Origin of the sequence: Arenimonas sp., assembly GCF_041919775.1 — a bacterium.
GTDB lineage: Bacteria > Pseudomonadota > Gammaproteobacteria > Xanthomonadales > Xanthomonadaceae > Arenimonas.
In genome coordinates this window covers 119,961-138,948 of record NZ_JAYRTE010000006.1, presented here as the reverse complement: position 1 = coordinate 138,948, position 18,988 = coordinate 119,961, and the positions used below count along the sequence as shown (strand labels likewise).

The window sequence follows — 18,988 nt, the reverse complement described above, 5'->3', positions numbered from 1 at the left end:
TGGTCAGAAACGTCCCTACACCCGGGCGGGGTTCGGCACCCGGAACCACGCCGCGTACAGCGCCGGCAGGAACAGCAGTGTCAGCGCCGTGGCGACGATCAGGCCACCCATGATCGCCACGGCCATTGGCCCGAAGAAGACGCTGCGCGAGAGCGGGATCATTGCCAGTACCGCCGCCAGGGCCGTCAGCACGATCGGGCGGAAACGGCGCACGGTGGCATCCACAACGGCGCGTGCCGGCGGATGGCCGGCGGCGATGTCCTGGTCGATCTGGTCCACCAGGATGATCGAGTTGCGCATGATCATGCCGCTGAGCGCGATCGTGCCCAGCATCGCCACGAAGCCGAACGGCACGCGGAACACCAGCAGGAACAGCACCACGCCGATCAGCCCCAGCGGCGCCGTCAGCAGCACCATCAGCGTGCGCGGGAAGCTGCGCAGCTGGATCATCAGCAGGGTCAGCACCACGCCGACGAACAGCGGCACGCCCGCGGCGACCGAGCGCGAGCCGCGGCCGGAATCCTCGACGGTGCCGCCGGTTTCCAGCAGGTAACCCGGCGGCAGCGAGGCGCGGATGCCTTCGAGCCGCGGCAGGATCTCCGCGGTGACCGACGGCGGCGTCACCTCGCCATAGACGTCGGCGCGAACGGTGACGGTCGGCAGCCGGTTGCGGTGCCAGATGATGCCGTCCTCGAAGCCGTGCTCGAGCGTGGCGATCTGCGACAGCGCCACCGGCTGGCCCGTGGGCGACGGCACCGACAGGCTGCCCAGCAGCGACAGGCGCTCGCGCTCTTCGGCCGGGCCGCGCAGCAGGATCTCGATCTGCTCGTTGCCTTCGCGATAGGTGCTGACCGTGGTGCCCGACAGCGAGCCGCGCAGGAAGGCCGCCACCTGCGCCGAACTGACGCCCAGCACGCGCGCGCGCTCCTGGTCGATGACCAGGCGCACGACCTTGCTCGGCTCGTCCCAGTCCAGGTTGACGTTGGTGACGTGCGGATTCTCGCGCACCTGCGTCGCGACCTCGCGCGCCAGGCGTCGCACCTCGTCCACGTGTTCACCCGAGACCCGGAACTGGACCGGGAAGCCCACCGGCGGCCCGTTCTCGAGCCGCGACACGCGCGCCTGCACGTCGCTGAACTCGCGTTCGAACAGGCCGATCAGCCAGGCGCGCACGTCTTCGCGTGCCTCGATGTCCGGCGACAGGATCACGAACTGGGCGAAGTTGGCCTGCGGCAGCTTCTGGTCCAGCGGCAGGTAGAAACGCGGCGTGCCGCTGCCGACGTAGGCGACGTAGCTTTCAATGTCCTCGCGCTTGGCCAGCGCCTTCTCCAGCCGCCGGGCCACTTCTTCGGTGTGGCGCAGGGAGCTGCCCTCGGCCAGCTCCAGGTCCACCATCAGCTCCAGCCGCGTCGAGTCGGGGAAGAACTGCTGTGGCACGAAACGGAACATCGCCAGTGACACCACGAAGGCCGCCACCGTCACCGCGATCACCAGCCAGCGATGGTGCACGCACCAGATGACCCAGCCGCGGAAGCGCCGGTAGAAACGCGTCTCATAGGGATCGTGGCCGGCCTGTCCTTCCGCTGCCTGCCGGGGCGCCGGCAGCAGCTTGTCGCCCAGGTAGGGAATGAACACCACCGCCGCGATCCACGACAGCAGCAGCGCGATCGTCACCACCTGGAAGATCGAGCGCGTGTACTCGCCGGTGCTCGAGGCGGCCGTGGCGATGGGCAGGAAACCCGCGGCGGTGACCAGCGTGCCGGTGAGCATCGGGAAGGCCGTGGATTTCCACATGAAGGCCGCCGCCTTGACCCGGCTGTAGCCCTGCTCCATCTTCACCGCCATCATCTCGACCGCGATGATGGCGTCGTCCACCAGCAGGCCCAGCGCCAGCACCAGGGCGCCGAGCGAGATCTTGTGCAGGCCGATGTCGAAATAGTTCATTGCCGCGAAAGTCATCGCCAGCACCAGCGGGATCGACAGTGCCACCACCAGGCCGGTGCGGAAACCCAGCGAGAAGAAGCTGACCAGCAGCACGATCACCACGGCCTCGGTGAGCACCCGCACGAACTCGGAAACGCCGCTGCGCACCGCCGCCGGCTGGTCGGAGACCTTGGCCAGGGTCATGCCCACGGGCAGGGTTTCCTGCAGGCGCGCAAACTCGGCGTCCAGCACCTCGCCCAGCTTCAGGATGTCGCCGCCGCTGCGCATGGACACGGCGATGCCGATGGCGTTTTCGCCCATGAAGCGCATGCGCGGCGCCGCCGGGTCGGCGAAACCGCGGCGCACGTCGGCCACGTCCGCCAGCCGGAAGCTGCGGTCGCCGATGCGGATCGGGAAATCGCGGATCTGCTGCACGCTGTCGAAGCGACCCGACACCCGCAGCTGCACCCGGTCGGTCGGGGTTTCGAAGAAGCTGGCCGGCGCCACCGCGTTCTGTTCGTCGATCGCGCGCTGCACCTGGTCCAGCGGCAGGCCGAGCGTGGCGAGCTTGGTGTTCGACAGTTCGATCCAGATCTTCTCGTCCTGCAGGCCGACCAGCTCGATCTTGCCGACGTCGGGCAGGCGGTGCAGCACCAGCTCGATGCGCTCGGCGTAGTCCTTCATCGTGGCGTAATCGAAGCCTTCGCCCGACAGCGCGTAGATGTTGCCGAAGGTGTCGCCGAACTCGTCGTTGAAATACGGGCCGACCACGCCCTGCGGCAGGGTGTGGCGAACGTCGCCCACCTTCTTGCGCACGTCGTACCACAGCGCCGGCAGCTCGCTCGAGCGCATCGAGTCCTTCGACATCAGCATCACCAGCGACTCGCCGGCGCGCGAGTACGAACGCACGAATTCGTAGCGCCCGGTTTCCATCACCTCTTTTTCAATCTTGTCGGTGACCTGCTTCGCCACCTCCTCGGCGGTCGCGCCGGGCCAGAAGGTGCGCACCACCATGATCTTGAAGGTGAAGGGCGGATCCTCGGACTGGCCCAGGCCCTGGTAGCTGGCCACGCCCAGGAAGGCCAGCACCAGCATCGCGTACAGCACCAGGGCCCGGTTGTTCAGGGCCCACTCGGAGAGATTGAAGCGGCTGTCCATGCCCCGGGCTCAGCGCGGGTCGGCGGCGGGCGACGGCGGCGCGAGTTCCACCGGCCGGTTCTGGTCGTCAATCGGCGTGATGCGCTGGCCTTCCAGCAGCAGGTGCACGCCGGCGGCCACGACCCACTCGCCCGAGGCCAGCCCCTTGAGCACCGGCACGCGCTCCTCGCCGTAGGCGCCCAGCGTCACCGGCCGCAGGTGCACGGTGGAACCGGCGGGCTCGACCACCCACAGCGCCGCGCCGCCGTCCTTTTCGTGCACCGCCGACAGCGGCACCGTCACCACCGGCTGGTCGCCGCCGTTGGCGTAGACGCGCGCGCTCTGGCCCAGGTCCACCGGGGTGTCGCCCGGCTCGAAGCTCACGCGCGCGGCGAAGGTGCGGGCCTGGGGGTCGGCCGAGGGCGAGATTTCGCGCAGCGAACCGGGGAAGCGTTCGCCCGGCCGCGACCACAGCTCCACCGCCAGCGGCCGGCCGACGCTGAAGTCGCGGGCGTCGCGCTCGGGCACGCTGATCGCCACCTCGCGCTCGCCGTCCTCGGCCAGCACGAACACGGTCTGCCCGGCCGCCACCACCTGCCCCGCCTCGGCCAGGCGCTGCGCGATGACCCCGTTCGCCGGCGCGCGCAGGACCGCGTAACCCGCCTGGTTCACCGACACGGTCGCCTGCGCGCGGGCCTGGCGCACGCGCGCCTGGGCGGCTTCATGCTGCGACACGCGGGCGTCGTAAAGCGAGCGGCTGACCAGCTGCTGGTCGACCAGGTCCCGGTAGCGTTCGAGTTCGGACGTGGCCAGCGCGAGATCGGCTTCGGCCGAGGCCAGCTGCGCCTGCGCGGCGTCGCGCTGCAGGGCGACGTCGGAGGCGTCGAGTTCGGCCAGCGGCTGGTCCTTGTCCACGCGCGCGCCGACGTCGACCAGGCGCCGGCTGATCTTGCCGCCGATGCGGAACGACAGCGCCGGCTCGTGGCGCGCCCGCACCTCGCCGGCATACGCCGTGGGCGCGGCACCCTGGGTCGTCGCCTGCACCACCCAGGCCGGACGGGCGGCGCCTTCCGGTTCGCCTTCCTCGCCGCAGCCGGCCAGCAGCGCCAGCAGGCCGGCCGACAGGGCGAGGCGCAGGCCAGCGATCGGGAACGGTCGTCGCAGGGTGACAGCGGTCATGGCAGCGCCAGCGGATTGATTGAAGTGCAGGGATAGTAGCTTTACCATACTCACCAGTTCAATAATCCCCGGAAGCCCCTGCGCATGGCCCTCGCCGCCCGTCCCGCCTCCCCCGGCCGCCCCAAGGACCCGGAGAAGCGCGCCGCCATCCTCGAAGCCGCCAAGGCCCTGTTCCTTGCCCGCGGTTACGAGGGCACGGCCATGGACGCGGTCGCCCAGGGCGCCGGGGTGTCCAAGCTGACCGTCTACAGCCACTTCCAGGACAAGGAGAGCCTGTTCGTGGAGGCGGTGAAGTCCAGCTGCGAGGACCTGCTGCCGGCCGACCTGTTCGTCGCCCGCTTCGAGGGGCCGATGCGTGCGCAGCTGCTGCGCATCGCCCGGGCGCTGTTCCGCCTGGTCACCTCGGACGAGGCGATCGCGGTGCACCGGATCATGTCGCAGCCGCTTCCCGAGGGCTCGCCGCTGCCGCACCTGTTCTGGGAGGCGGGCCCCGAGCGTATCCAGGGCGCCTTCGCCGAATTCCTGCGCGCCGAAGTCGAGGCGGGCGAACTGACGGTGCCCGACTGCACGCTGGCCGCGGCGCAGTTTTTCGCCCTGCTCAAGGGCGAACACCACGCCCGGCTGGTCTGCAGCTGCCCCGCGCCGCTGGCCGGCCCGCAGCTCGAGGCGCACCTGGAAGCGACGGTGGACATGTTCCTGCGCGCCTACGGCCCCGGTCGCCGGTGAAGCATGAACGGCGCCCCTGCCCGCGTGAAGTCCCGGTGACCAATGGCACTACAGGGGGTCGCGGGCTCGCCAGCATGCTTGTCGCGAGCCTCGCCAACCCCCTTTCCCGCTTCCGTGGCCCCGGGCCGCGGCGTAGAATAAGCACCCTTGTGATTCAAGGATTTAGCCGCAATGACGATTGACTTCCAGCAGGCCCGATTCGCCATGGTCGAACAGCAGGTTCGGCCCTGGGAGGTGCTCGACCCGCGCGTGCTCGAGACCCTGATGAGCGTGCGCCGCGAGGACTTCGTGCCGCCGCGCCACCGCAAGCTGGCCTTCGCCGACCTGCCGCTGCCGCTCGAGCACGGCGAGGTGATGATGAAGCCGGTGGTCGAGGGCCGCATGCTCCAGGCCATGGCCATCAGCCCGGGCGACGAGGTGCTGGAAGTCGGCACCGGTTCGGGCTTCATCACCGCCTGCCTGGCCGCGCTGGCGCGCGATGTCACCAGCATCGACCTGCATGCCGACTTCGTCGAACGCACCCGCGCCCGCCTCGTTGCCGAAAGCATCACCAACGTGCGTGTAGAAGCGGCGGATGTTTTCGCCTGGACCCCCGGCCGCCAGTTCGATGCCATCTGCATCACCGGCGCCGTTTCCAGCGATCCCGACCGCTTCGGCGCCTGGCTCAAGCCCGGTGGCCGCCTGTTCGTGATCCACGGCCAGTCGCCGGTGCAGGAAGCCCTGCTGGTGACCCGCCATGGCGACAGCTTCCACCGCGAGAGCCTGTTCGAAACCGACGTGCCCTACCTGCACGGCGCCGAACCGGCCCCGCAGTTCACCCTTTGATACCAGGACCCTCCCCATGCGCCTGAGCCTTCGCCCCCTCGTTTCCGCCATCGTGCTTGCCGGCGCCGCCGGCAGCGTCTCGGCCGCGGACCTCATGGATGCCTTCCAGATGGCCCGTGAATCCGACCCGGTGCTCGCGGCCGCCGAGGCCCAGCGCCTGGCCACCGGCGAGAACGTGGTGCAGAGCCGCGCCCGCCTGCTGCCGCAGATCAGCGCCAGCGCCAGCCTCACCGACACCCGCACCCGCGGCCAGGACGAGTACGGCCGCAGCCGCAGCTACGGCGCCAGCCTCAGCCAGTCGATCTACGACCACGGCAACTACACCTCGCTCAGCGCGACCAAGCTGCGCGACGAGCAGGCCGCGTTCCAGCTGCGCGCCCAGGCCGACAACCTGATCGTCCGCGTCGCCGATGCCTACTTCAACGTGCTCACCGCGATCGAGACCCTGGTGTCCTCGCGCGCCGAGGAGCGTTCGGTGAAGCGCCAGCTCGACCAGGCCGACAAGCGCCTGGAAGTGGGCCTGGCCCCGATCACCGACGTGCACGAGGCCCGCGCCCGCTACGACAGCGCCCGCGCCAACGCCATCGCCGCCGCCACCGCGCTCGAGGACGCCCACGAGGCCCTGGCCGAGATCACCGGCGTGCGCCTGGACAACCTGCAGGGCCTGGAGCCGGGCTTCGTGCCCAAGAACAACATCGAGGGCGACGCCGCGGAATGGGTCTCCATCGCCACCGAGTCCAACCCGAACCTGCTCGCCGCCGAACTGGCCCTGGCCGCGGCCGAGCGCGACATCGCCACCGCCCGTTCCGGCCACCTGCCGACCCTGGCGGCCAGCGCGTCCATCGGTGACAACGCCGGCTGGCAGAACACCTACCCCGGTGGCCCGAACACCTCCGGCGGCGGCAGCACCGTCGGCATCTCGCTCAGCGTGCCGCTGTACGCCGGCGGCGCCATCCAGTCCGGCGTGCGCCAGGCCGTGCACGGCCGCGACATCGCCGCCGAGCTGCTGGAACAGGAACGCCGCGCGGTCGTGCGCTACACCCGCAACGCCCAGCGTTCGCTGGTGGCCGGCGAAGCCGAGGTCGAGGCCCGCCGCCTGTCGGTGGTATCGGCCCAGGCCGCCTACGAGGCCAGCGAAGCCGGCCTGGAAGTCGGCACCCGCACCATCGTCGACGTGCTGATCGGGCAGCAGGCGCTGTTCCAGGCCCAGCGTGAATACGCGCGCGCCCGCCACGCCTTCCTGGTCAACACCCTGCGCCTGCGCCAGGCCGCCGGCACCATCACCGTCGAAGACCTGCAGGCGGTGAACAGCGTGCTGACCGCCGACGCCGAAGCGCCGCTGGTCCAGTCCGACGCCGAGGCCGACGCCGGCCAGTAAGCGGGCTTTTCAGTCCCGCGCGGGACCGGCGCCGAAGCTGCGCCGGCCCGCCAGGACCTGGTCGGCCAGGTCCAGCGTCCGTCCCACCGCCCCGCCCAGCGCGTGCACTTCCGCACGCGCCTTGGCGCCCATGTCCCGGCAGCGCGCCGGATCGCCGAGCAGCGTGAGCACGGCGCGGGCCATCGCGGCGGCGCCGTCCACCTGCATCAGCCCCCCGGCCTGCTCAAGGCGGCGGGTGACATCGGCGAAATTGAAGGTGTGCGGGCCCACGACGCTGGGCACGCCCAGCGCCGCGGGTTCAAGCACGTTGTGGCCGCCCACCGGGCACAGGCTGCCGCCGACGAAGGCCAGGTCGGCCGCGGCGAAGAACCACAGCAGTTCGCCGATCGTGTCGACGATGAACACCTGGGTGTCCGCCACCGGCAGGCGCTGGCCGCGGCGCGTGCGCACAGACAGCCCGGCCTCCTGGGCCAGCGCCGTCGCCGGCCCGAAGCGTTCGGGATGGCGCGGCGCCCACAGCAGCAGCGCATCGGGGTGCTGCTCCAGCACGGATTGGTGCGCGGCGAGCACGTCGGCCTCTTCGGGGCCGTGGGTGCTGGCCGCCATCCAGACCGGACGCTCCTCGCCCCAGCCGCGGCGCCAGAGCAGGCCCTGTTCCTGCACGCCCTCGGGCAGGGCGAGGTCGTACTTGAGGTTACCGGTGACGACGATGCGGTCGCCGTGCGCACCGATCTGCGCCAGGCGGCCGGCATCGGCGCGCGACTGCGCCGCAACCAGGTCCACCGACTGCATCGCCAGCCGCGCCAGCGAACGCACCGGCAGGTAACCGCGCAGCGAACGCTCCGACAGGCGCGCGTTGACCATCATCAGCGGGATGCCCCGGCGTTCGCACTCGACGTAGAGGTTGAGCCAGATTTCGGTTTCCACGATCACCGCCAGCGCCGGCCGCGCGCGGTCGAGGAAACGCTGCACCATCGCGCGCAGGTCGTAGGGCAGGTAGACGTGGTGGACGCGGTCGCCCCAGAGCGCGCGCACGCGTTCGGAACCGGTGGGCGTGATCGTGGTGACCAGCAGCGGGCGCTCCGGATGGCGCGCGAGCAAGCCGTCGACCAGCGGCCGCGCCGCGATCACTTCGCCGACCGACACCGCGTGCACCCAGATTGCGTCGTGCAGGTCGAGCTTGCCCTCGAGCCAGCCGTAGCGCTCGGTCCACCGGCGCAGGTAGTCGCGCTGGCGCATGCCGCGCCAGACCAGGTGGTAGAGCGTGATGGGGAACGCAAGATGCAGGACCAGCGCGTACAGGCCCAGCAGGACGCGCTGTCCGAAGGTGGGGTGCATGGCGCGCAGGATACCCCGGCTAGAATGTCCGACGCATGGGTCCTTCCGACTTCCCGCCACCGCCGCTTTCGCCCCGCACCTGGCCCACCTGGCTGGGCGTGGCACTGGGCTGGACGCTCGCGCGCTGGCCCTGGTGGCTGCAGCGGCGTGCCGGGCCCCTGCTGGGGCGGCTGATGCTGCAACTGCTGCCGTCGCGGCGGCGCGTGGCGGCAACCAACCTGGCGCTGTGTTTCCCGGAGATGGACGCGGCGAGCCGCGAGCGCCTGCTGCGGGAGAACTTCGCCTCGCTGGGCCTGGGCGTGTTCGAATTCCTGCGCGCCTGGTGGGGCCGGCTGGCGCCGGTGGACCGCGGTTATGAACTGACCGGGCTCGAACACCTGCGCGCCGCCCAGGCCGGCGGCCGCGGCGTGATCCTGGTGTCGGCGCACTTCACCACGCTGGAAGTCTGCCTGCGCCTGCTGTGCCAGCAGGTGGAACTGGGCGCGATGTACCGCCCGCACGAACAGGCGGCGATGGAATGGGCGGTCAAGCGCGGACGCCTGCGCCATGCCAAGGCGATGTTCGCGCGCGACGAGCTGCGGCCGGCGATCCGGCACCTGAAACAGGGCGGCGTGCTGTGGTTCGCGCCCGACCAGGAAACGCGGCGCGGCGACAGCGTGTTCGTGCCCTTTTTCGGCATGCCGGCCTGGAGCCTCACGTCCACCCACCAGCTGGCGCGGCTTGGCGGCGCCGCGGTGCTGCCGCTGTTCCACGAGCGCCTGGACGACGGCCGCTACCGCATCGAGATCCTGCCGGCGCTGCAGGATTTCCCGACCCGCGACGCCACCGCCGACACCGCCCGCATCATGGCCACGCTCGAAGGCCTGATCCGCCGGCAGCCCGCGCAGTACCTGTGGCTGCACCAGCGATTCAAGCGCCAGCCCGACGGCAGTCGCCGGAAATATTGACCCTCCCGCCGTAGGAGCGCCTTCAGGCGCGAATCCTTTCTTTGCCAAAGGCAAAGTCAAAAGATTCGCGCCTGAAGGCGCTGCTACGGGTAGACGGGTGGTTCGCCCGGTGGCCGGGTCTTGAAGCGGCGGTGCGCCCAGAGGTATTGCTCCGGACACTCGCGTACGACGGTTTCGAGTTCGCGCATGTAACGCGCGGCGTCTTCCACCGGATCGTCCGAGGGCCAGCCCGGCCAGCCGGCTTCGATGCGGATGCGGTAGCGCCCGTCGTCACAGCGCCGGTACCAGAACGGCAGCAGCACGGCGCGGCCGCGGCGCACCAGCTCCGGTGTCGCCGTCAGCGTCGCGGCGGGCACGCCGAAGAACGGCACGAAGGCGTTCTGGTAGGTGAAGTTCTGGTCTGCCGAATACACCACCGGCTCGCCCGCCTGCAGCGCACGGATCAGGCCGCGCACGTCCTTCTTGCCGATGCTGGGACCGTAGACCGCGGCGCGCGAGCGCTCGAACCAGCGCTCCAGGCAGGCATTGTTGTGCCGCCTCACCACCACCCGCACCGGCCGGCCCAGGGCCTCGCCCAGCAGGCGCACGGCGAGTTCGGTGTGGGTGAAGTGGCCGCACATCAGCAGCACGCCCTGGCCGCGGTCGAGCGCCGAGCGCAGATGGTGCAGACCCTCGATGTCGGCAAGCCCGGCCAGTGCGGACGGCGGCGCGTGCCAGGCGCGCAGCAGCTCCAGCGCGCCGGTCACGGTGTTGACGACGCTGGCATCGGCGAGCCGGCGTCGCGCCGACGCGTCGAGCGACGGGAAACACAGCTCGACGTTGATGCGCGCGATGCGTCGGCGCGAAACCAGCGCCGGCCACAGCAGCCAGGCCAGGGCCTTGCCCAGCCCCGACACGAATCGCTGCGGCAACCGCCCCGCCAGCCACGCCACGCCCTGCAGCAGCGGCAGGAAAAAACAGCGCACCGGGCTCAGGCCCCGTCGGCGGCGTGGCCGCCCGGCCGGTCCGCCAGCAGGCTGCCGGCGTACAGCGCGGCCATCAGCAGGGTCAGGCCCCCCCAGAAGGTCGAATAGAAAGCCAGGTGGGTATTGAGCGGAAAGACGGTCACCGCCAGCGCCATCGCCGGCGCCCTCGCCCGCCGGCGCGCGCCGGGCCCCGCGAAGCGCCAGGCCCGCCAGGCCAGGGCGGCCCCGCCCAGCCAGAAGAACGCACCCACCAGGCCGGTTTCGCTCAGCACCTCGAGCACGATCTGGTGCGCGTGGTAGCCGGCACCGTGGTCGGCGTCCTCCAGCCAGGGGTCGGTGGCGTCGGCGTAGTCCGGGTAGGCGTCGCGGAAGCCACGCACGCCGACGCCGTTGACCGGATGCGCCAGCGCCATCGTCAGCGCCGTCTTCCAGATCGGCAGGCGACCGGACAGGGCGTGGTCGACGCCTTCGGAACTTCCGTCGAGCAGGGCGCCGGTGCGCTCGACGCGTTCGAGCAGCTTGTCGGAAAACGCAGTCGCCAGCACCAGCACCAGCGCCGCGCCGCCCGCCAGGCCAAGCAGCAGCCGGCGGTTGCGGAACTGCACCCAGGCGCTGGCGAACAGCACCAGCGCCAGGGTCAGCCAGGCGGCGCGCGCACCGGCCAGCAGCACGACGACGACCAGCGCCAGCGCCACCAGCAACCAGCCCGGCAGCCCGAAGCGATCGTGGGCAGCCACCAGCGGGAACGGCGCCAGGCTGGCCAGCACCAGGCCGAGCTTGAGGTTACCGGCGCCGAACACGCCGCTGAGCCGGTCGGCCGTGGCCGCCCCGCCCAGGCTCCAGCCGGTCGCGGCCTGCACCAGCGCGTCGAGCAGCCACAAGCCGCAGATCACCGCGATGCCGGCGAAGGTCAGCCGGCGCCCGCGGTCATTGGCCACGGCGATCGCCACCAGCCACAGGAAGGGCAGGTAGCGCAGGTCCAGCAGCGACTCGCGCACGGCGCGGCGGGCGTTGATCGCATCGGGCGAGGACAGCAGCTCGGGCAGCCAGTAGCTCAGGAACAGCACCGTCGTCAGCGCCCAGGCCTCGTGGCTGAGCAGGGCCATGCCGCCGCGGAAGCGCTGGATGGCCAGCACCGCCAGCGCGACCAGCGCGCCCAGCGACAGCACGGCCTCGGCGGGGCCCGGCAGCGGCCACAGCGCCACCGAAGCCAATACCCACCACGGGGCCCAGCGCAGCCGGTTTTCAGCGGTGGACGAGCCCTGCATACGTCTCCAGCGTGGCCGACTGCATCGCGGCCAGGGTGTGGGGGATGGTAACCGGCATCGGCGGCGGCCCGGACAGCATCGCGCGTGCCGTTTCCAGCAGCGCGGCCGGATCACCGGGACGAACGGCGCCGCGCGGGTACAGCGCACGCAGCAGTTCGCCGACGCCGCCATGGTCCCAGCCCAGCACCGGGCGACCGACCGACAGGGCCTCGATGACCGTGCGGCCGAAGGCTTCGGGTTTCTTCGACAGCTGCAGCACCAGGTCGGCGACGGCGTAGGCCTCGACGATGTCGTGGCGCGGCGGGCTGATCACCAGGTGGTCGAGCACGGCGCGTTCGCGGGCCAGGGCTTCGAGTTCGGCGACGTAGGCTTCGCGGCCGGGTTCGCGCGTGCCGGGCAACCACAGGCGGGCGTCCTCGCCAGCTTCGCGCAGGCTGGCCAGCAGCGCGATGGCATCGGCGTGGCCTTTCAGTCGGGTGCCGCGGCCGGGCATCAGCAGCAGGCGGCCGCCCTGCAGCGCCGGGAATTCCCTGGCGAAAGCGATGCGCCAGCTTTCCGGGGCCTGGTGGCCGCGCGGGAACTGGTCTGGATCGATGCCGCGCGGGATGACCCGCAGCGCGGCCGGGTCGGTATCGGGCCAATGCCGGAGCACGTGCTCGCGCACGGTGTCGGACACGCAGATCACGCACTCGCCGCGGCGCATGATGCCGCTGTAGCGACCCGGCGAATTCAGCCCGTGCACGGTGGTCACGAAGTGCGGGCGTGGCGCCGGCAGGCCGCGCAGCGCGAACCAGGCCAGCCAGGCCGGCAGGCGCGAGCGCGCGTGCACGATGTCGGGCCGGATCCGGGCCAGTTCGGCGCGCAGGCGGCGCATCGTGCCCGGGGCCGCCAGCAGCGACTTGCTGCCCACCGGCAGTTCGATATGTTCGCTGCCCGTCGCAAGAAGCCGCCCGAGCAGACGCCCGCCCGCGGAAATCACGATCGAGCGATGACCGGCCGCGACCAGGGCGCCGGCGATCTCGAGGGTGGAACGTTCGACGCCGCCGCTGTGCAGGGCCGGCAGCAGCTGGACGACGGTCAGTCGGCGCACGGCCGGGAAGCCCGACCCGGGCTCAGCCCTTGAGGACGAAGTGGGCGCCGCAGTACGGGCAGGTGGCCTCGCCGGTGGCCTCGACCGGCAGGTAGACCCGCGGATGCGAGTTCCACAGCGCCATGGCCGGCGTCGGGCAGGACAGCGGCAGCTCGGAGCGCTGCACCTCGTAGCGGCGCTCGGCGTTGGCCGGCGCGCGGGCGGTGGCGGTGTCGGTACGCGACATGGGGAAGGTCCTTCGGGGTCCGGGCGGCATTTTACATCGCTTCGGGCCTGGGGACGGCCAGCCGTGCCCGTAAAGGGGCCCGAAATGGGGTCAGGAGCAATTTCCTAAGGAAATTGCACCTGACCCCGGTTTACGACTATTCGGCCTTCTGCGCTTCGACGGTGATCTCGATGCGCACTTCGTCGCTGACGGCCGGGGCATAGCCGCCGACGCCGAACTCGCTGCGCTTGATGTCGAAGCTGGCGTCGAAGCCGGCCGCGGGCTTCTTGGACATCGGGTGGTCGCCGACCTTGTTGATGGTGACGTCCATCACCACCGGCTTGGTGACGCCGTGGATCGTAAGGTCGCCGGCCACGGCCAGCTTGCCCTCGCCGGCGGCGGTGACGCCGGTGCTGGTGAAGGTGGCGGTCGGGTATTTCTCCGCGTCGAAGAAGTCGGCGCCCAACAGATGCTGGTCGAGCTTCTCCACGCCGGTGCTGATGCTGTCCACCGGAATCGTGACCTTGACGCTGGATTGCGTCGGGTCGGCGGCATCGAAGGCGAACTCGGACTCGACCTTGTCGAAGCGGCCGGTGATGTTCGAGAAGCCGAAGTGGCTGTAGGTGAACTCGACCTGGGTGTGGGTCGGGTCGATAGCGTAGGTGTCGGCGGCCAGGGCCGGCAGGGTGGCCAGGGCGAACAGCCCGGCCAGGGCGAATTGCTTGAGCTTCATTCCGTTTCTCCGGGGTGGGGCTGGTGGAGGCACAGCGTATTGCGCTTGCGGCTGCAACGCATCCTCGCCCTGTGAACGTATCGTTTCAGCCATTGCGGTCCCGGGCGCCTGGCGTGCCCTGCTCCCTTTCTGCGTGGAAGGCCTGAGCACCCGCGCCCGTGGCGCCGCTCCCTCGTCCTCCCTCGGGGACGAAGGTAACCAACACGGAGCAATGGCATGAAACACATCCCCCTTGGCCTGGCCCTCGCGGCCGCCCTGGCCGTGCCGGCGGCCCACGCCGACGATCTTCTCCCGTCCCCCCCGGCTGAATCGGCCCTGCGGGCGGCCTTTGATGCCGACCTGAACGCCGCAGCGGGCTCCACCGCAAAGAAGGGCAAGGTCACCAATGCCCTGGTCGGAGATGCCGACAGTTTCGGTCGCGAAGTCCAGTGGCTGGGCCTGCTTTCGGCGGCGCTGGACCTGCAGCCGAACTGTTCACCGTCCGCGCCCGGCTGCGTCCCGCTTGCCCCGTCGCCGAACCTCACCCAGTTCGACCTGCCCGACCTGGCCGTGCTTACCCTGCCGGCGGGCAGCAGCCATTCCCTGGTGTGCCACCTGCAGACGCCGGCGGGCGGCGTCAATTTCGCCAACCCGACGACGGCCCGGGTTCGCTACGAATTCGAAGCCTTCGCGGTGTATCGGATCGAAAGCCGCGTCCTGCGCGGACTAAGCCACCCCGGCACCGGACAGCCCTACAACGGCGTCATCGAAATTCCGATCGCCGCGGCCCTGGCCGAGGGTTACGCCGAGCCCGGCGACTACCTCACCCAATCCTTCGGCGGCACGCGCGCCTGCATCGGCGGACTGGTCAGCCGTCAGGTCCTGATGAGCAACTTCGGCCTGAGCGAGCGCGAGGCCACGCAGTTCTTCCGCGAGCCGATCCAGGTGCGGATGGGAATTCGCGGCCAGGCACGATTCGCGGACATGGCCTACCTGCGCATCGGAACCCGGCTCACCGGCGACTGATCGGCCGACGGCAATGCCGGCGCCCTCGCGGCGCCGGCACCGTTCCGGCTAGGCTTGGCCGATGGCCGCGCCTGCCCTCTCCTGCTGGGTCCTGCACGACGGAGCCGCCGGGCACCGGCGGCAGGCGCTTGCCCTCGCGCAGGCGCTGGCGCCGGACGCGCGCGAATTCGGGCTTCATGCCGCGATGCCCTGGAGCTGGCTGGCGCCCCGGCGCCTGCCCGGGGCGGAGAAGGCATTCGGCGCTGGATTCCTTGCGGCCCTGGACACACCGCCCACGCTGGCCATCGGCGCCGGCCGGCGCGCGGCGCTGGCCACCCGGCTGCTGCGCGAGCGCGGCGTGCGCGTCGTGCAGGTGCTGCATCCCCGGATGACGACCGCGCACTGGGACCTGGTGGTCGCCCCGGAACACGACGGCCGCACCGGCGCCAATGTCATCACCCTCTGCGGCAGCCTCAATCCCGTGGACGATGACTGGCTGGCCCGGGGCCGTCGCGATTTCCCGACGCCGGGCGACCTGCCGGGCCCGCGCACGGTGCTGCTGATGGGCGGCCCGACGGCGGCCGTTCGCTTCGACCGCGGCGCGTTCGAGGTGATGGCGGCGAAGCTGGAACACTGGCTGGCCATGGACGGCGGCAGCCTGGTGGTGATCGGTTCGCGCCGCACGCCGGCCGGGCTGGCGACGCTGGCGCGCACGTATTGGGCCGACGTACCTGGGATCCGCTGGTTCGATGCCACCGACGGCGAAAACCCCTACGCCGGCGCCCTGGCCTGGGCCGACCGCATCGTGGTCACGCCCGACTCGGTGAACATGGTGTCCGAAGCCTGCGCGACGGCCTGCCCGGTGTACGTGCCCGAACCAGGGCGCGCCAGTGGCCGCGTCCGCCGCTACCTGGACACGATGCTGGCGCGCGGCCGCATCCAGGTCCTGGGCAAGTTGCCCGAAGACCGCGCCGCGGAACCGCTGCGCGAAACGCCGCGCATCGCGGCGCTGGTGCGGGACAGGCTTTCGCTGTAGAAAACGGGCTTTCGCCGGAGCCCCTTTCTTGGACCATTACGAAAAAGTCGACGCGATGCAGCGCCACCTGGTGCCGCTGGGTCTTTCCCCCTACACGCTGGCGCCGCCGGCCTGGCGCCTGATGTGGAAGGCCGGGCTGCAGACGCCGCCGCCGCTTTTCCTCGGTTTCCTGCCGCTGGCGCTGGGGATGGGCCTGTTCTTCGCGATCGGCTGGGGCCTGATGATGTGGGTCCTGATGTGGTGGCGCGAGGGCATGACGATCGCCGCCACGGTGGCCGTCGCCTTGCTGGCCGGCGTGGTCTTCGGCGTGGTCATGGCCGGCTACTACCGCCACCACGCCAAGAAACACCGCCTCCCGACCTGGTCCACCTACCGCGGCCCCATTTAAGGGAAGGAGAGGTCGCTGGCGCGGCAGGCCTGGCGGACGCTGTGCCGGGCGGTGTCGAGGGCCTCGTCCGGTGGGACAAGGCGGGGGCGCTGGTCGAGCGTGCAGTCCAGGCCCATGTCCAGCATCAGCGCGTGCGCATCCAGCAGCGGCTGCAGGCTGTCCGGGGGCAGCAGGCCGGCGGCGTCGACGGCGCGGAGCAGCCCCGGGGTGTCGCGCGGCTCGCACAGCGCCGGATGCTCGCCGGCGTGCAGAAGCACCAGCGCCTGCAGCAGGAACTCCAGGTCGACCAGGCCGCCCTCGCCCTGCTTGAGGTCGAAGCGCGCGGCGCTGCTGCGGTCGAGTTCGGTGCGCATGCGCCGGCGCATCTTCAGCACGTCCTCGCGAAGCGCATCGGGGTCCCGCGCGGCCTGAAGGGTGTCGCGACGGATGCGGTTGAAGGCCGCCAGCACCGCCGGCGAGCCCGCGATCGGCCGCGCACGCACCAGGGCCTGGCGTTCCCAGGTCCAGGCGCGCTGGCGCTGGTAGTCGGCAAAACTCTCCAGGCTGGAAACCAGCATGCCCTGGGCACCATCGGGCCGCAGGCGCACGTCCACTTCATAGAGCTTGCCGGCCGCGGTGACCGTGCCCAGCAGGCTGACCAGGCGCTGGGCGAGACGGCCGAAATAGCGGTTGGCATCGAGCGGGCGCAGTCCGTCGGAACTCGCGTCCGGCGGCGCGTCGTGCAGGAACACCAGGTCCAGGTCGGAACCAAAACCGAGTTCGCGGCCGCCCAGGCTGCCGTAGCCCAGCACCGCCAGGCCCGCACCGGGAATGCGGCCGTGCTGGCGGGCCAGGTCGTCTTCGGCCAGGCGCAGCAGCACCGCCAGCAGCGACTCGGCCAGCGTCGCCAGCCGTGAGGCCGACTGCACCGGCGGCAGGCGCAGGCCCATCGTCGCCAGCGCCAGCCGGAAGCTGATGGCCTGGCGCATTTCATTGAGCGCGTTGAGCCCCGCCTCGATGTCGCCGGGCGGCAGGCGCGAGGCGGCATCGGCCACGACCTCGGCGATCTCGGCGTCGTCGGGCACCGGGCCGGCGGCGCGGGTGTCGAGCAGTTCGTCGAGCAGCAGCGGGTGCGCAGCCAAACGCTCGGAAAGAAGTGCGCTGCGTGCGGTCACGTCCACCAGGCGCGCCAGCGCGGCCGGCTGTTCGTCCAGCAGCGCCAGGTAGCTGGTGCGCCGGGTGATCGCCTGCAGCAGGGCCAGGCCACGCGGCAGGGCGGCATCGGGTGCCTGCGAACGCGCGGCGGCGGCCAGCAGTTCCGGCAGCACGTTGTCCAGCCGCTGACGGCCGCGGGTGGACAGCGAACGGACGGCCGGCGTGCGGGCGAAGTCGCGCAGGTGGGCGTCCTGCACTTCGGCGTTCTCGAAGCCGGCGTCGGCCAGCACGGCCAGGTCGCCGCCATCGGGCAGCGCGCGCCAGTACTGCACCAGCGAACTGACCGGCGCCTTGCGGCGACGGCGGGCCTCGAGCAGGCCCGAGAATTCTTCGGCCACCACCGACCGGTGGCCGTCGAGCTCGGCCAGCAGTTCGCCCTCGCCGGCATGGCCCAGGCCGCGGGCGATGCGGTGGCGCGCGAGCGGGTCTTCGGGCAATGCGTGCACCTGCTGGTCGGCCAGCATCTGCACGCGGTTCTCGAGGCGGCGCAGGTAGCGGTAGGCGATGGCCAGGCGTTCGGCGGTGGCCGGTTTGACGTGTCCCGCGTCGGCCAGCGCGGCCAGCACCGGCAGCAGCGAACGCCCCCGCAGCTCCGGCTCGCGGCCTGCGCGGATCAGCTGCAGCGCCTGCACCAGGAACTCGACTTCGCGGATGCCGCCCGGACCGAGCTTGAGGTCCTCGGCCAGTTCGCGCCGCTGCACCTCGGCGCTGATCAGCGCCTTCATTTCGCGCAGCCCGTCGAGCGCGCTGTAGTCCAGGTATCGCCGGTAAACGAAGGGCCGCAGCGTATCGAGCAAACGCTGGCCGGCGGCCAGGTCGCCGGCCACCGGGCGCGCCTTGATCCAGGCGTAGCGCTCCCAGTCGCGTCCTTCGCGCTGGTAGTACTGCTCCATCGCGCCGAAGCTCAGGACCAGCCGGCCACTGGCGCCGAAGGGACGCAGGCGCAGGTCGACGCGGTGGCAGAAGCCGTCGGCGGTGACGTCGCCCAGCAGCTGGGCCAGGCGCTGGCCCAGCCGGGTGAACCAGGCCTCGGCCTCCAGCGGCCGCGGGCCGTCGGAGACGCCGTGCTCGGGGAAGGCGAAGACCAGGTCGACGTCGGAGCTGAAGTTCAGCTCATGCCCGCCCAGCTTGCCCAGGCCGAACACCACCATCGACTGCACTAGCCCGGCATCGTTGCGCACAAGCCCGTGCGCCTGTTCCAAGGGGCCGATGAGCGCCTGGACGCCGGCCTGCAATGCCTGGTCGGCGATGCGGCTGGCGCCGGCCAGCGTGGCATCGACGTCGTCGATACCCATGACGTCGCGCCACACCAGCCGCGTGGACTGCCGGGCCCGCCAGCGCCGCAGCAGCGACGGCCAGTCGGCCGCCGCGTCGGCGCCCAGGTCGGGCACGGTGACCAGCGGCTCGTCCAGGGTTTCCAGCAACGCCGGCTGGCGCACCAGCGTGTCGATCGCGAAGTCGCTGGCCACCGCCAGCTTCGCCAGCGCCTCGCGCCGGGCCGCCAGCGACTCGGCCGGCGCCCGCTCTTCAAGCCGCGCAAGCGCGCGCTCTACCAGCCTGCCGGTCGCATCATCCAAGGAAGGAGTGGAAGCCATGACCGGATTCTGTCACGCGCCGATCAAACCCTGTAGGAGCGCCTTCAGGCGCGAAGTCCTTCTTGGCCACCGGCAAA

At 71.1% G+C, this 18,988-nt stretch carries 16 protein-coding genes; 7 read left to right on the top strand and 9 right to left on the bottom strand.

Going from position 1 to position 18,988, the window contains the following annotated elements:
- Nucleotides 1-15 precede the first annotated feature (15 nt).
- Nucleotides 16-3,081, bottom strand: a complete 3,066-nt coding sequence (locus ACE3TE_RS06025; protein ID WP_374603129.1) for an efflux RND transporter permease subunit — start codon at nt 3,079-3,081, stop codon at nt 16-18.
- 9 nt (nt 3,082-3,090) lie between these two features.
- Nucleotides 3,091-4,239, bottom strand: a complete 1,149-nt coding sequence (locus tag ACE3TE_RS06020) for an efflux RND transporter periplasmic adaptor subunit (RefSeq protein WP_374603127.1) — start codon at nt 4,237-4,239, stop codon at nt 3,091-3,093.
- Nucleotides 4,240-4,323: 84 nt separating this feature from the next.
- Between ACE3TE_RS06020 and ACE3TE_RS06015 the strand changes: the two genes are divergently transcribed.
- From ACE3TE_RS06015 to ACE3TE_RS06005, 3 genes are all read left to right on the top strand, one after another.
- A complete protein-coding gene (locus ACE3TE_RS06015; protein WP_374603125.1) occupies nt 4,324-4,965 on the top strand; it encodes a TetR/AcrR family transcriptional regulator in 642 nt (213 codons plus the stop codon).
- Nucleotides 4,966-5,136: 171 nt separating this feature from the next.
- The gene (locus ACE3TE_RS06010) at nt 5,137-5,790 is read left to right on the top strand and encodes a protein-L-isoaspartate O-methyltransferase (protein WP_374603123.1); all 654 of its coding nucleotides are present in this window, start codon (nt 5,137-5,139) and stop codon (nt 5,788-5,790) included.
- 16 nt (nt 5,791-5,806) lie between these two features.
- The gene (locus ACE3TE_RS06005) at nt 5,807-7,168 is read left to right on the top strand and encodes a TolC family outer membrane protein (RefSeq protein WP_374603121.1); all 1,362 of its coding nucleotides are present in this window, start codon (nt 5,807-5,809) and stop codon (nt 7,166-7,168) included.
- 9 nt (nt 7,169-7,177) lie between these two features.
- On the opposite strand, the gene waaA is transcribed toward ACE3TE_RS06005, so the two are convergent.
- Complete coding sequence (waaA, locus tag ACE3TE_RS06000) at nt 7,178-8,506, bottom strand: lipid IV(A) 3-deoxy-D-manno-octulosonic acid transferase (RefSeq protein ID WP_374603119.1); 1,329 nt, start codon at nt 8,504-8,506, stop codon at nt 7,178-7,180.
- A gap of 35 nt (nt 8,507-8,541) precedes the next feature.
- Between waaA and lpxL the strand changes: the two genes are divergently transcribed.
- Complete coding sequence (lpxL, locus tag ACE3TE_RS05995) at nt 8,542-9,453, top strand: LpxL/LpxP family Kdo(2)-lipid IV(A) lauroyl/palmitoleoyl acyltransferase (RefSeq protein WP_374603117.1); 912 nt, start codon at nt 8,542-8,544, stop codon at nt 9,451-9,453.
- An 83-nt stretch (nt 9,454-9,536) separates the two neighbouring features.
- On the opposite strand, the gene ACE3TE_RS05990 is transcribed toward lpxL, so the two are convergent.
- The 5 genes from ACE3TE_RS05990 to ACE3TE_RS05970 form a co-directional block, all read right to left on the bottom strand.
- Nucleotides 9,537-10,418, bottom strand: a complete 882-nt coding sequence (locus tag ACE3TE_RS05990) for a lysophospholipid acyltransferase family protein (protein WP_374603116.1) — start codon at nt 10,416-10,418, stop codon at nt 9,537-9,539.
- Between the two features lie 5 nt (nt 10,419-10,423).
- Nucleotides 10,424-11,686, bottom strand: coding sequence for an O-antigen ligase family protein (locus tag ACE3TE_RS05985; RefSeq protein ID WP_374603114.1), 1,263 nt, complete (start codon nt 11,684-11,686; stop codon nt 10,424-10,426).
- Nucleotides 11,664-12,776, bottom strand: a complete 1,113-nt coding sequence (locus tag ACE3TE_RS05980; protein WP_374603112.1) for a glycosyltransferase — start codon at nt 12,774-12,776, stop codon at nt 11,664-11,666. Before ACE3TE_RS05980 ends, ACE3TE_RS05985 begins: the two co-directional genes overlap by 23 nt.
- A gap of 22 nt (nt 12,777-12,798) precedes the next feature.
- Nucleotides 12,799-13,002 carry a zinc-finger domain-containing protein gene (locus tag ACE3TE_RS05975; protein WP_374603110.1) on the bottom strand — a complete coding sequence of 68 codons (204 nt, stop codon included), beginning with the start codon at nt 13,000-13,002 and terminating at the stop codon, nt 12,799-12,801.
- A 136-nt stretch (nt 13,003-13,138) separates the two neighbouring features.
- Complete coding sequence (locus ACE3TE_RS05970) at nt 13,139-13,714, bottom strand: YceI family protein (protein WP_374603108.1); 576 nt, start codon at nt 13,712-13,714, stop codon at nt 13,139-13,141.
- Between the two features lie 216 nt (nt 13,715-13,930).
- Here ACE3TE_RS05970 and ACE3TE_RS05965 point away from each other — a divergent pair, with 216 nt between their 5' ends.
- The 3 genes from ACE3TE_RS05965 (at nt 13,931) to ACE3TE_RS05955 (ending at nt 16,122) form a co-directional block, all read left to right on the top strand.
- The gene (locus ACE3TE_RS05965) at nt 13,931-14,719 is read left to right on the top strand and encodes a hypothetical protein (protein ID WP_374603106.1); all 789 of its coding nucleotides are present in this window, start codon (nt 13,931-13,933) and stop codon (nt 14,717-14,719) included.
- A 61-nt stretch (nt 14,720-14,780) separates the two neighbouring features.
- Nucleotides 14,781-15,734 (top strand): mitochondrial fission ELM1 family protein, encoded by a 954-nt coding sequence (locus ACE3TE_RS05960; RefSeq protein ID WP_374603104.1) that lies wholly within the window; start codon nt 14,781-14,783, stop codon nt 15,732-15,734.
- Nucleotides 15,735-15,762: 28 nt separating this feature from the next.
- A complete protein-coding gene (locus ACE3TE_RS05955) occupies nt 15,763-16,122 on the top strand; it encodes a DUF6404 family protein (protein ID WP_374603102.1) in 360 nt (119 codons plus the stop codon).
- Here the strand turns inward: ACE3TE_RS05955 and glnE are convergent.
- Nucleotides 16,119-18,911, bottom strand: a complete 2,793-nt coding sequence (glnE, locus tag ACE3TE_RS05950; protein WP_374603100.1) for a bifunctional [glutamate--ammonia ligase]-adenylyl-L-tyrosine phosphorylase/[glutamate--ammonia-ligase] adenylyltransferase — start codon at nt 18,909-18,911, stop codon at nt 16,119-16,121. The two genes, ACE3TE_RS05955 and glnE, sit on opposite strands and share 4 nt — an antisense overlap.
- Between the last annotated feature and the right edge of the window lie 77 nt (nt 18,912-18,988).